The 11,482-nt window shown below is 70.3% G+C and carries 11 protein-coding genes; 5 read left to right on the plus strand and 6 right to left on the minus strand.

Going from position 1 to position 11,482, the window contains the following annotated elements; translation table 11 throughout:
- Window position 1: 1 nt before the first annotated feature.
- Together asnB and ABZ833_RS03330 are read right to left on the minus strand one after the other, a co-directional pair.
- Window positions 2-1,843 (minus strand): asparagine synthase (glutamine-hydrolyzing), encoded by a 1,842-nt coding sequence (asnB, locus tag ABZ833_RS03325; RefSeq protein WP_361040346.1) that lies wholly within the window; start codon window positions 1,841-1,843, stop codon window positions 2-4.
- A 176-nt stretch (window positions 1,844-2,019) separates the two neighbouring features.
- A complete protein-coding gene (locus tag ABZ833_RS03330; protein WP_361041327.1) occupies window positions 2,020-2,595 on the minus strand; it encodes a helix-turn-helix domain-containing protein in 576 nt (191 codons plus the stop codon).
- 180 nt (window positions 2,596-2,775) lie between these two features.
- Between ABZ833_RS03330 and ABZ833_RS03335 the strand changes: the two genes are divergently transcribed.
- The gene (locus ABZ833_RS03335) at window positions 2,776-3,738 is read left to right on the plus strand and encodes a DMT family transporter (protein WP_361040349.1); all 963 of its coding nucleotides are present in this window, start codon (window positions 2,776-2,778) and stop codon (window positions 3,736-3,738) included.
- Here the strand turns inward: ABZ833_RS03335 and ABZ833_RS03340 are convergent.
- From ABZ833_RS03340 to ABZ833_RS03350, 3 genes are all read right to left on the minus strand, one after another.
- Window positions 3,711-4,157 carry a cupin domain-containing protein gene (locus ABZ833_RS03340; protein WP_361040351.1) on the minus strand — a complete coding sequence of 149 codons (447 nt, stop codon included), beginning with the start codon at window positions 4,155-4,157 and terminating at the stop codon, window positions 3,711-3,713. The two genes, ABZ833_RS03335 and ABZ833_RS03340, sit on opposite strands and share 28 nt — an antisense overlap.
- Window positions 4,158-4,292: 135 nt before the next feature.
- On the minus strand, window positions 4,293-4,898 hold the full coding sequence (locus ABZ833_RS03345; RefSeq protein WP_361041330.1) for a TetR family transcriptional regulator: 606 nt from the start codon (window positions 4,896-4,898) through the stop codon (window positions 4,293-4,295).
- 14 nt (window positions 4,899-4,912) lie between these two features.
- On the minus strand, window positions 4,913-6,400 hold the full coding sequence (locus ABZ833_RS03350; RefSeq protein WP_361040354.1) for an MFS transporter: 1,488 nt from the start codon (window positions 6,398-6,400) through the stop codon (window positions 4,913-4,915).
- 222 nt (window positions 6,401-6,622) lie between these two features.
- Here ABZ833_RS03350 and ABZ833_RS03355 point away from each other — a divergent pair, with 222 nt between their 5' ends.
- The 4 genes from ABZ833_RS03355 (at window position 6,623) to ABZ833_RS03370 (ending at window position 10,855) form a co-directional block, all read left to right on the plus strand.
- Window positions 6,623-7,510 carry a Gfo/Idh/MocA family oxidoreductase gene (locus ABZ833_RS03355; RefSeq protein WP_361040357.1) on the plus strand — a complete coding sequence of 296 codons (888 nt, stop codon included), beginning with the start codon at window positions 6,623-6,625 and terminating at the stop codon, window positions 7,508-7,510.
- A gap of 456 nt (window positions 7,511-7,966) precedes the next feature.
- Window positions 7,967-8,788 (plus strand): helix-turn-helix domain-containing protein, encoded by an 822-nt coding sequence (locus ABZ833_RS03360; protein WP_361040359.1) that lies wholly within the window; start codon window positions 7,967-7,969, stop codon window positions 8,786-8,788.
- Between the two features lie 114 nt (window positions 8,789-8,902).
- On the plus strand, window positions 8,903-9,943 hold the full coding sequence (locus ABZ833_RS03365; protein WP_361040362.1) for a PhlD: 1,041 nt from the start codon (window positions 8,903-8,905) through the stop codon (window positions 9,941-9,943).
- 123 nt (window positions 9,944-10,066) lie between these two features.
- Window positions 10,067-10,855 (plus strand): GNAT family N-acetyltransferase, encoded by a 789-nt coding sequence (locus ABZ833_RS03370; protein ID WP_361040365.1) that lies wholly within the window; start codon window positions 10,067-10,069, stop codon window positions 10,853-10,855.
- 63 nt (window positions 10,856-10,918) lie between these two features.
- On the opposite strand, the gene ABZ833_RS03375 is transcribed toward ABZ833_RS03370, so the two are convergent.
- Window positions 10,919-11,467 (minus strand): isochorismatase family protein, encoded by a 549-nt coding sequence (locus ABZ833_RS03375; protein ID WP_361040367.1) that lies wholly within the window; start codon window positions 11,465-11,467, stop codon window positions 10,919-10,921.
- Window positions 11,468-11,482 lie beyond the last annotated feature (15 nt).

The raw sequence follows: 11,482 nt of genomic DNA on the forward strand, positions 1-11,482 counted from the left end.
CTCAGGTCAAGGTGATCTCCGGCTTGTACAGGTCGAGCCAGAGCGCCAGGTCCAGCGTGCGTTCGAGGCCACGCCGGGACGCCTGGGTGATCTGCGGTACGTCGCGTCCCGCGGCCCGCGCCACCCGGTCACGGTCGACCAGATCGAAGACCGGGTGGCCGGGCTTGGCCAGGAGGTCCTTGACGTGCTCCTGGAGGGCGGTCGCGTACTTGGGGTCCTGCGTGGAGGGATAGGGGCTCTTCACACGGTCGTACACGGAGCGCGGCAGGACGTCCGCGGTCGCCTCCCGCAGGAGGCTCTTCTCCCTGCCGTCGAAGGACTTGAGGGACCACGGCGCGTTGTAGACGTACTCGACAAGGCGGTGGTCGCAGAACGGCACCCGCACCTCCAGGCCGACGGCCATGCTCGCGCGGTCCTTGCGGTCGAGCAGGACGCGCACGAACCGGGTCAGGTGCAGATGGGAGATCTTCCGCATCCGGTACTCGAAGTCGCTCTCGCCGCCGAGGCGCTGGATGCCGGCGACCGCCGTGTCGTAACTCTTCTGGATGTACGAGGGAAGGTCGAGGGCCGCGGTCAGGTCCGGGCGCAGGACGTCCGCGTCGTCGCCGAAGTGCTCGGCGAACTTCACCAGCCAGGGGAAGGTGTCGGCGTCGCGCGCCTCTTCGTCGAAGAACTGGAGGTAGCCGCCGAAGACTTCGTCCGCCGACTCCCCGGAGAGCGCGACCGTCGAGTGTTCCCGGATGGCCCGGAAGAGGAGGTAGAGCGAGGCGTCCATGTCGCCGAAGCCCATGGGCAGGTCGCGGGCGCGGATCATCTTGGCCCTGACCTCGGGGTCGGCGAGGGCGTGCGAGTCCAGGACGATGTCGCGGTGATCGGTGCCGGCGGCCTTGGCCACGTCGTGCACATAGGGCGTGTCCGGGGTGGAGCGCAGCGCGTCGGCGACGAAGTTCTCGCTCTGGCCGACGAAGTCGACGGCGAAGCTGCGTACGGTCTCGCCCGCTTCGCCGAGTTGACGCGCGGCGATCGCGGTCATCGCCGAGGAGTCGAGGCCGCCGGAGAGCAGCGTGCAACGCGGCACGTCCGAGACGAGCTGGCGGCGCACGATGTCGTCGAGGAGCTCGCGCACCTTGGCGATGGACTCATCCCGGCCGTCGGGGTGCGGCCGGGTCTCGAGCCGCCAGTAGACGTGCCGGCGCGGACCGGAGCGGTCGACGGTCACGACGGTGCCGGGCTCCACCTCGTGCATGCCGTCCCACACGGCGTGGCCGGGCGTCTTGACGAAGGTGAAGAGCTCCCGCAGACCGTCGGCGGTCACCCGGGCGCGGGCCAGCGGATTGGCGAGGATCGCCTTGGGCTCGGAGCCGAAGAGGACGCCGTCCGGGGTCTCGTAGTAGTAGAAGGGCTTGATGCCCATCCGGTCACGGATCATGACGAGCTTGTCGTCCCTGCCGTCCCACACCGCGAACGCGTACATGCCGTTGAGCCGTTCGGCGACCGCCTCGCCCCACTCCAGATAGCCGCGCAGGACGACTTCGGTGTCGGAGTCGGTGGTGAACCGGTGGCCGCGCCCGGTCAGTTCGCGGCGCAGTTCGGTGTAGTTGTAGGTCTCCCCCGAGTAGACGAGGGCGACGGTGCCGCGCGGCATGCGCGCGGTCATGGGCTGGCGCCCGCCGGGCAGGTCGATGATGGCGAGCCTGCGGTGCCCGAGTCCGGCGGGGCCCTCGATCCAGGTGCCGCGGTCGTCGGGGCCGCGGCAGGACATCGTCTCGGTCATCGCGTCCAAGGTGCCGGAGACGGACCGCAGATCACGGTCGAAGGAGACCCAGCCAGTAATGCCACACATGCGCTACCTCCTGCTTCACGCTGCCTCTGCGCTTCCACCCGACGAACTAGGTGTAGACAGCAGCTATATGGCAAGCGTGTGCCTCACGACTGCGTACGGTCAATGAGCCGGTAACACGGAACGGCGGATTCCGGCCAACGGCAAAGAGTTCCCCAAAGGGGCTCTCACCTGCACTTTTACTCGGCATTGGGGGCAGCGCGGCGAGCGTCACGCAGCAGCGCCGCCGCGTCGTCGCGGGCCCGGCCGATCGCGTCCGGGAAGATGCGCAGACCGTGCGCGACCAGGGCGCCCTCGTGCAGCAGCATGAGCGTCCGGCCGAGCCTCGTCGCTCCCCGGGGAGCGACGTCGCGGGCGAGGCCGGTGAACAGGGCGAGCATCCAGGCCTTCTGGCCGGTGATGACCTGATACGCGGGGTGCGCGGAGTCGCTGATCTCGGCGTGCGCGTTGACCATGCTGCACCCCTTGACGCTGTTCGCTTCGGCCCAGTCGCGCGAGGCGTCGAAAACGGCCAGGATCCTGGCCCGCGGGGTGGCCGCGGCCTCGACGTACGGAGCGAGGAAGGCCTGCCAGCGCTCGTCACGCGCCGCCAGGTACTCGACGACGATCTGCTCCTTGGAGCCGAACCGGTCGTACAGCGTCTTCTTGGTGACCCCGGCCTCGGCGGCGATGAGGTCCACGCCGACGGCATGGATGCCGCGGTCGTAGAACAGCGCGCTCGCGGCGTCCAGTGCGCGCCGCGCACCCGGCGTCATGGCGATCCTCCGCGGCGCGCTTCCGGAGCCCGTGGCGGCCTTCGCGATCTCACTCACCCTGTCACCCATACCTCCATAGTAAACCGATCTGTATAGTCGAAGGGAGTAGACAGATCTGTTTACTCCGCCGTCCGCTCCCGACGGCACTGTCGGGACCTCAGCCGCCATCGGAGGAACGCCATGAACGTCCTGCTCTCGATCGCGTTCGTACTGACCTGGAGCTCCGGCTTCATCGGGGCCAAACTGGGCGCCGGCAGCGCCTCCGCGGTGACGGTCCTGATGTGGCGCTTCCTGCCGCTGGCCCTCGTGCTCGCCCTCGTCGCCCTCACGGTGGCGCGGGCGTCCTGGCGCGGGCTCACGGCACGCGACGCGCTGCGGCAGGCGGCGGTCGGGGCACTGTCACAGAGCGGCTATCTGCTCACCGTGTACTACGCGATACAGCTCGGCGTCTCCAGCGGCACCACCGCCCTGATCGACGGCACCCAGCCGCTGGTGGCGGGCGCCCTGGCCGGGCCGCTGCTCGGCCAGTACGTCTCGCGCACGCAGTGGGTGGGCCTCGGGCTCGGTGTGACCGGGGTCGTCATCGTGACCGCGGCGGACGCCACGGGCGGCACGGACGCTCCCTGGTGGGCCTATCTGGTGCCGTTCCTCGGGATGTTCTCGCTGGTCGCGGCGACCTTCCTGGACCGCCGCTCCCCCCGTCAGGTCGCCCCGGCGGTCTCCATGACGGTCCACTGCGTGACCAGCGCCGTCATCTTCACGGCGCTGGCCGTGGGCGCGGGCGCCGCGGTGCCGCCGGCGGAGGCGTCGTTCTGGGTGGCGATCAGCTGGCTGGTGACGCTCTCCACCTTCGGCGGGTACGGGCTCTACTGGCTGATCCTGCGGCGCTCCGGGGTCACGCAGGTCAACACGCTCATGTTCCTGATGGCTCCGGTGACGGCGCTGTGGGGCGCCCTGATGTTCGGCGAACCCTTCGGCGTACAGACGGCGTTGGGCCTCGCGGTCGGGCTCGCGGCGGTCGCCGTCGTGCACCGGGGGAAGGAACCGGCGGCCACGGTGGTGTGCTCGCCTCGGGACGCGTCCACGACCGCGCAAGCAGCCCCGGCCGCGCCGCGTCAGTCCGCCAGCCGGAAGTCCGCGTAGTCGAAGCCGGGCGCGACGACGCAGCTCACCAGGACGGGATCGTCACCGGCCGGGCGCGCCGCCTGCCACACACCGCCCGGCACCAGGATCTGCGGGCGCTCGCCGTGCTCGACCCCCGGGCCCAGCCGCATGGGCGCCGCGCCCTCCTTGGGGAGTTCGCCGTCACCTCCCAGACGCAGGTCCAGCGGACCGCCGCGGTGCCAGAGCCAGATCTCGCCGGAGCGCACCACGTGCCAGCGGGACTCCTCTCCCGGGCAGAGCAGGAAGTAGATGGCGGTGGCCGCGGACCGCAGACCGGGGTAGCCCCGGGGCGTGAAGGAGTGGTCCGACACCCAGGTCTCGACGAACCAGCCCCCTTCAGGGTGCGGCTCCATGCCCAACTCGCGCGCCAGGGCCGGGCGTTCAGTCGCGTCACTCATGCGTGCTCTCCGTTCCGGAGGTCGTCGGATTCCTCGCCTCCAGGGACTGTACGTCGACGAGCGGGCGCACCCGGAGCGTGGCGAGGAGGCGCGCGGCGGACGTCGTCCTCACGGGGGTTCCTCACGGAGGGGTCCTCACGGAGGGGTGAGGAAGGCCTGCACGGTGGGCGCGTACCGCTCGGTGATCTCGTCGATCGGCGTGCCGCGCACGTGCGGTCCGCGGGCTATTCCGTACATCACGCCCAGACCGAGCAGCGTGCCCACCGCGAGCTCCGCGCGCACGCCCGCGTCCGGCCCTTCGAGGCGCTCGCGGAGCCGCTCCACCACCTGCGTACGGAAGTTGGTGCGCAGGGTGTCGCCCTGTTCACGGTGGAGCGGGGCGAAGACGATCCGCAGGATGGGGTCGGCGCCGTGCTCCGCCTGGCCGGTCAGCAGGTGGTGGACCATGTGGTGGCCCAGTGCGGCGAGGGGCGCGTCGAGCAGGGCATCGGCGTCGGCCTCGAAGGACATGATGCGGGCGAAGAGCGCGTCCTTGTTGCCGAAGTACTTGAGGATCAACGGCGGGCTCACACCGGCCCGTTCGGCCACCGCCTTGAGCGTGATGTCGGCGTGCGCGTGCCGGGCGAGGAGGTAGCGGGCGGCGCGGATGATGGCGGCCTTCGTCGCCTCGGCGTCGCGGCGGGCGGGTCCCGTGGCACACGCCCCGGGTTCCGGTGCCGCGCCGGAGGCCGCTGCGGTCATGGCGTCAGAGATGTTCACGGCGTCAGCTTCTTCCTTCCAGGGCCGTCTCGTGCAGGGGTCCTGGCCGGCCGGCGGTCCGCTGCGGGGTCGTCCGGCGATGGGTCCGAGGGTATGGCGACGGCCGCGGCACAGGCGACGAGTGCGACGGTTCCGGCCATGGCGAAGGCCAGCCGGTAGCCGGGCAGGGTCGGCACATGCACCCCGTCGAGCACGGTGGTGTGCCGCACGAGCACGGCGGCGACCGCCGCGCTGCACACGCTCTGCCCGATCGTGCGCATCAGGACGTTCACACCGTTCGCCGACGCGGTCTGCGCGAGGGGCACCGCCCGCAGGATCAGGGTGGGCAGCGCCGAGTACGCGAACGTCGTGCCCACCGAGACCACGGCCGCCCCCAGTATGATCACCCACAGGTGACGGCTGTCGACGATGCGCACGACATAGCCGAGCGCGATGACGCCCGCCCCGATGGCCAGCGTCACGCGGGCGCCGTACGCGGTGGACACGCGGGCCGACACGGGCGAGAGCACCAGCATGATCACGCCGTTGGGCAGCAGGCAGAGCCCGGTCGCCACGATCGAAAGGCCAAGGCCGTAGCCGCTGGCGACGGGCGCCTGCACCAGCTGGGCGGTGACCAGCGAGTTGGCGTAGAAGGCGAACCCGGCGAGCAGCGCCGCCACGTGCGGCAGCGCCACGCGCCGTCCGGCGGCCAGACGCAGATCCACCAGGGGCTGCTTCGACCGGAGCTGCTGTCGGCACCACACGGCGAGGACGACGACGGCACCGCCGAACAGGCCGAGCACGGGCGCGCTGCCCCACCCCCACTGACCGCCCTGCGACACCGCGAGCAGAAGGCAGACCAGACCCGCGGCCAGACCCAGCGCACCCCACGTGTCGAAGCGCCCGGGCGAGCGGACGGGCGACTCGCGTACGGTCCACCAGGCGAGGGCGAGTCCGATGGCGCCCAGCGCGCTCGTGGCCCAGAACATGGCGTGCCAGTCCGCGTACTGCACGATCAGCGCGGCGAGCGGCAGGCCGAGCGCCGCCCCGATCCCGACCGTCGAGCTCATCAGCGCCACCGCCGATCCGGTGCGCTCCGGCGGGAGTTCGTCCCGCAGGATGCTGATCGACAGCGGTACGACGGCCGCCGCGGCCCCCTGCAGCGCGCGGGCCGCGATCAGCAGCCGGATGTCGGAGGTGAGCGCGCACAGCGTCGAGCCCACGGTCATCAGGCCGAGCGCGGCGAGCAGCACCCGACGCTTGCCGTACATGTCGCCCGCCCGGCCCAGCACGGGCGTGAGAACGGCGCCGGCCAGGAGCGTGGCGGTGACCAGCCAGGACACCGCGCCCGGTGAACTGCCCGTCAGGCGGGGCAGATCGGGGAGCAGCGGCACGACCACCGTCTGCGTGATCGCCATGAGAATGCCGCCGAAGGCCAGGACCGGGACCGTCAGGCGGGCGCATATGCCTGCGCTATCTGCGGAAGAAATCGGGACGAGCTTCATGATCACTCCAGCGCGGACACGAAGTGCAGAGAAGCGAATGACGGACGAAACGAAGTGAATGAGAATTCACCATAGCGGGTGAATGGGCTTTCACTGCCGCTGAGTTCGGATACGAAATCAAGCCATCCGCGATGTGGACACAACAGCGAAGAGCGGCCAACCGCCTTGTGGGCACTGGCCGTCGCGGCCCGCGACGGTATGGAGTCAGCCATAATGCGGCCCATGAAGATGTTGCGAATTGGACTGGTCGGCACGGGCCCCTGGGCCTCGTCCACGCACGCTCCGGCGCTCGCCGCGCACCCGGACGTGGAGTTCAGCGGCGCATGGGGTCGCCGGCCCGACGCGGCGGACGCTCTGGCCACCGCGCACGGGACCACGGCTTACGCGGACGTGGACGAGCTGTTCGCCGCGAGCGACGCCGTGGCGTTCGCCGTGCCGCCGGACGTGCAGGCGCCGCTGGCCGCACGGGCCGCGGCGGCGGGCTGTCATCTGCTCCTGGACAAGCCGGTGGCGACGACGGTGGCCGCGGCACATGACCTCGCGGCAGCGGCCGAGGCGGCCCAGGTGGCGTCCGTGGTCTTCTTCACGCTGCGCTTCGCGGGGCCGACGTCGGCCTGGGTGTCGGAGCAGGCGGCGACGGAGGGCTGGTTCACGGGGCGCGCCGACTGGTACGGCTCGTTCTACTCACCGGACGGGACCAGCCCGTTCTCCTCGCCGTGGCGGGCGCAGCGGGGTGGCCTGTGGGACGTCGGCCCGCACGCCCTGTCCGTCCTGATGCCGGTGCTCGGCGATGTCACGGACGTGACGGCCGCGGCCGGCCAGGCGGATCTGGTCCATCTGATCCTGCGGCACAGCGGCGGGGCTTCGAGCACGGCGACACTGAGCCTGACCACGCCGGCCAAGGCTTCGGGGGTGACGGTGGAGCTGCGCGGCGAGGCGGGAATTGCGCTGATGCCGTCGGGGGGCGGGGCGCTCGACGCGTTCGGCTCGGCGGTCGGCGCGCTCGTCGATTCGGTGCGGTCCGGACAGCCGCACGCCTGCGACGTGCGCTTCGGACTGCGCGTGACGGAGATCCTGGCCCAGGCCGAGGAGCAGCTTCCGGCTGGATGAGCCGATGACCCACCACCTGGCCGAACCGCCCGGGACAACCGCGGGCGGCCGGTACCGTGGCCGCTACGTAATGGCGAGTGACGGCACCGGCCGCAGCCAGTGGACCCAGGAACCGATGCGGGAAGTCATGCGTCGTACGTCCCGAGTGCGACGTTTCCGACCACACACATCGGAATACGAACAACCGATCCATACTCTTCCCGCAGCGACCCAATGGGCCTAGGGGGTACCCAACGCCGAGGAATTTCAGCCAATTTCAAGCTCCCCGGTCAAGATGCCCCACACTTGTGTCCGCGTGCCCACCGACGATGGAACTCGCAGGTCGGTGGTCCCGCTCCGTCCATGATGCAGCATCGACTGATCGTTTTTCTTCGGGCAATCTTTACTACCAAAGCTGGTGAGAATATTTAGACTGCTGATGCTCAACTCGGCGTGTACCAAGAGGGATTACCCACCATGAACAAGACGGCGCTCCGCGCTCTGCTCCGCGAACGACGCGCCCTCATTGCCCCCGAATCGCACGGCTTCAGCCGCCCCACGGGCCAGGGGCGACGGGCCCGCGGCCTCTCCCAGCACCAGGTCGACCAGCTGCTGCACCGCGCCATCGGGACGTATCACCGTCTGGAGTCGGGCAGTTACCCCAATCCGCCTGTCTCGCTGTTGCGGGACGTAGCGCTGCTGTTCGGGATCAACGAGCAGGAGTGGGTGTCGCTCTGCCGGTTCGCGCTGCTGCAAGAGCCTCCAGGGCCGCTCCACGCATCGTCGGGCAAGGAGATCCCCGGGGTGTGGCAGGAGGCCGTCGAGAGCATCGGGCACATGGCATACGTCACTGACTCGTCGTGGGACATGCTCGCTTACAACAAGCCTTTCGCCGAGCTGTTCCCCCGCGGGAACGTGCCCGGCAACACGATGCGCTGGATGCTCCTCGACTCGGTCGGGCGCCAGACCTTGACGAACTGGCACACGGCTTGGGCACCCATGGTCCTGCCCCAGCTGCGTGCCGCGCTCGCGGCGCAACCGGACGACGAAGTCCTGCGCCAGATAGAGAAGGAAGTCCTCGAAGACCCTGAGGCCGCTCCCCTCTATGGAGCCAGCGACTTCTTCTCGCACCCGGACGGCGACGAGCGTCCCCTGCACCATGCCCAACAAGGGCCCGGCTGGCTGACCATGTGCGCGGCGCAGCCCATGACGGCGCCCGGCGCCCGGCTGATCATCATGGTGTTCCACCCCGGCGAGAAGCGTGCCCACACGCGCGCTCCCATGTTGAGGGCTCGCTGACGACACAGCACATCCTCGAAGACTCCGGTTGCCGGAGGGGGACCAGTTCAGCGCGGTGAAGTACGTTGTGCCGCACGCCCCCCACATCCGAACCAGCCAAGTGGGAGTCACCTCGTGCCCGCCTATGCGTCAAGACCCCAGACCGTGTTCGGTGATCACAAGGTCACCACCGCCGAGATCGCGGACGATATACGTGTGCACCACCCCGACCACCCTCGGCTAGCCGCGATACTCCGTGTCGTGGGCAACTGCGGTGTTCACACTCGCTATTTCACGCGCCCCATCGACTCCCCCGTCATCACGGGCAGATCCGACATCAGCGCGCGGGCCGAGACCGCCTTCCAGGACGCCGTCACCATGGCAGAACGCGCGGCCCACGCGGCCCTCGACACCGCCGGGTTGGTGGCGCAGGACATCGACGCGATCGTCACCGCGCATGTCACCGGCTGGGCCGTGCCGAACCTCGACGTACACCTCGTCGCCCGGCTGGGACTGCGCCCCACGGTCCGCCGAATCGCGCTGACGACCCTGGCCTGCGCCGGGGGCGCCCAGGCCCTGCTCCGCGCCGCCGACCTCGTGACCGCCCGTCCTGGCAGCAAGGTTCTGGTGGTTGCCGCGGAGGTCATCTCCACTGTCTACAACCATGCTGACACCACGATCGAATCGATGATCTACAAGGCGCTGTTCGGCGATGCCGCAGCCGCGACTGTTCTCACCAGCGAACCATCAGAGCCCGGAATCGCGATCCACGACAGCCTCGAGTACGTCCTGCCGGACAGCCTCGACCGCTACCAGGGACGGATCGCCACCGACGGATTCCACTTCGACTCCACCAAGAAGGCCCTCACCGCCGCCGATGACGTGCTGCCCGCTGTCCTGGACTGGCACGGCGCCCAGAAGCCCGACTTCGCGGTCATCCACCCCGGCAGCCCCCGCATCATCTCCGACACCGCCGCCGCCCTCGGCCTCACCCCGCACGATTCCCGCCACGCCACCGACACCCTCGCCGACGAGGGCAACCTCGGCGGTGTCAGCGTCCTGAGGGTCCTCGAGCGCACCCACGCCGCTCCCCCCGCCGACGGCGCCAGCGGCATCATGGTCGCCTTCGGGCCCGGCTTCGCCACCGCGGCGCTGCGCTGTCACTGGCAGGCGTGACCAGAAGCTTCCCCACCCACCATGGCCATGGGCTCGCCCACGTGCCCCCTCATCCGCGCGGACCAGAGCGCCACCAGTGCTAATTCGGTTGCCGCGCCCCGCAGTCGCTGCTGAAGTGCCCGCATGGACCACGAAGCGGTACTCGCGGCGTACGACCGGCAGCTCCGGCGCGACGCCCACACGGACAGTCCCGGCGCGCGCGTCGAACGAGCCGGGGCCGTCGTCCGGCAGACCGGCGCGGAACACGACTGGAACGGCGTCCACTGGGCGGACGTCGACGCGACCACGGCGGATGCCGTCATCGCCGAGCAGGTGCGCCACTACACCGCTCTCGGCCGCGAGTTCGAGTGGAAGCTGCACTCCCACGACCGCCCCACCGACCTCGCCGACCGCCTCCGGGCCGCGGGCTTCGTCCCCGAGCCGCCGGAGACCGTCCTGGTGGCCGAGGTCGCCGACCTGCCCACGGAGCCCGTACTGCCCGAAGGGGTACGTCTGCTCCCGGTGACGGACGCGTCCGGTGTGCAACTGATGGCGGACGCCCACGATGTGGCGTTCGGCGAGGACGGCTCGGGACTCGGCGAACGCCTCGCCAAGCGGGTCCTGACCCAGCTGACCGAGACCCCGGACACCATCGTCGCGGTGGTCGCGATGGCGGGCGACGAACCGGTCAGCTCGGCGCGGATGGAGTTCTGCCCGGGCACCGACTTCGCCGGCCTCTGGGGCGGCGGCACCGCGCCACAGTGGCGGGGCAAGGGCATCTACCGGGCCCTGATCGCCCACCGCGCCCGCATCGCCGCGGAACGCGGCTTCCGCTACCTCCAGGTGGACGCCACGGACGACAGCCGCCCGATCCTCGAGCGCCTCGGGTTCGTGCCGCTGAGTGTGACGACGCCGTATGTGTATGCGCCGTAGAAATGCGTACGCGCCGTAGCGTCGTGCACGTTCCTTAGCGACGTGTACGCGCCGTAAAGCCGCCTACAGCAGCTTCGCGATCGCCTCCGCCGTGTCGGTCTCGCCGAGCCTCGGGAAGATCTTCTCCACGCTGTTGGCGTGCGCGTCGGCGTCCATGTCGGTCACCGCGTCGACGGCGACCGTGACGTGGTAGCCGTGCTCGTGTGCCGCGCGGGCCGTCGACTCGACACCGATGCTCGTGGCGATACCGGCGACCACGACCTGGGTGACGCCGCGGCGGCGCAACTGGAGGTCGAGGTCGGTGCCGTAGAAGGCGCCCCACTGCTGCTTGGTGACGACGATGTCGCTGTCCCGGCGGCCGAGTTCGGGGACCAGGTCCGCCCAGTCCGCTGGCACGTCGCCGCCGCGGGCGGGGCCTTCGGTGCGGCCGGGGGCGCCGCCGGTGACCCGGACCAGGACGACGGGCAGACCGCGCTCGCGGAAGGCGTCGGCGAGGCGGGCGGACCGTTCGACGATCTGTGCGGCGGGGTGGGCCGTGGGCAGGGCGGTGATGCCCTTCTGGAGGTCGACGAGGACGAGGGCCGTGGTGGGGTCCAGGGTGGTGGCAGTCATGGTGCGGATCTCTCT

Source organism: Streptomyces sp. NPDC047525 (genome assembly GCF_040643025.1).
In the GTDB taxonomy this organism is placed as follows: domain Bacteria; phylum Actinomycetota; class Actinomycetes; order Streptomycetales; family Streptomycetaceae; genus Streptomyces; species Streptomyces durmitorensis.

Excerpts from the sequence above, each read along its gene's own strand:
- ABZ833_RS03360 (WP_361040359.1), top strand. The coding sequence starts at position 7,967 with ATGAACAAGACGGCGCTCCGCGCTCTGCTCCGCGAACGACGCGCCCTC.
- ABZ833_RS03335 (WP_361040349.1), top strand. The coding sequence starts at position 2,776 with ATGAACGTCCTGCTCTCGATCGCGTTCGTACTGACCTGGAGCTCCGGC.
- ABZ833_RS03350 (WP_361040354.1), bottom strand. The coding sequence starts at position 6,400 with ATGAAGCTCGTCCCGATTTCTTCCGCAGATAGCGCAGGCATATGCGCC.
- ABZ833_RS03340 (WP_361040351.1), bottom strand. The coding sequence starts at position 4,157 with ATGAGTGACGCGACTGAACGCCCGGCCCTGGCGCGCGAGTTGGGCATG.
- ABZ833_RS03370 (WP_361040365.1), top strand. The coding sequence starts at position 10,067 with ATGGACCACGAAGCGGTACTCGCGGCGTACGACCGGCAGCTCCGGCGC.
- asnB (WP_361040346.1), bottom strand. The coding sequence starts at position 1,843 with ATGTGTGGCATTACTGGCTGGGTCTCCTTCGACCGTGATCTGCGGTCC.
- ABZ833_RS03355 (WP_361040357.1), top strand. The coding sequence starts at position 6,623 with ATGAAGATGTTGCGAATTGGACTGGTCGGCACGGGCCCCTGGGCCTCG.
- ABZ833_RS03345 (WP_361041330.1), bottom strand. The coding sequence starts at position 4,898 with ATGACCGCAGCGGCCTCCGGCGCGGCACCGGAACCCGGGGCGTGTGCC.
- ABZ833_RS03375 (WP_361040367.1), bottom strand. The coding sequence starts at position 11,467 with ATGACTGCCACCACCCTGGACCCCACCACGGCCCTCGTCCTCGTCGAC.
- ABZ833_RS03330 (WP_361041327.1), bottom strand. The coding sequence starts at position 2,595 with ATGACGCCGGGTGCGCGGCGCGCACTGGACGCCGCGAGCGCGCTGTTC.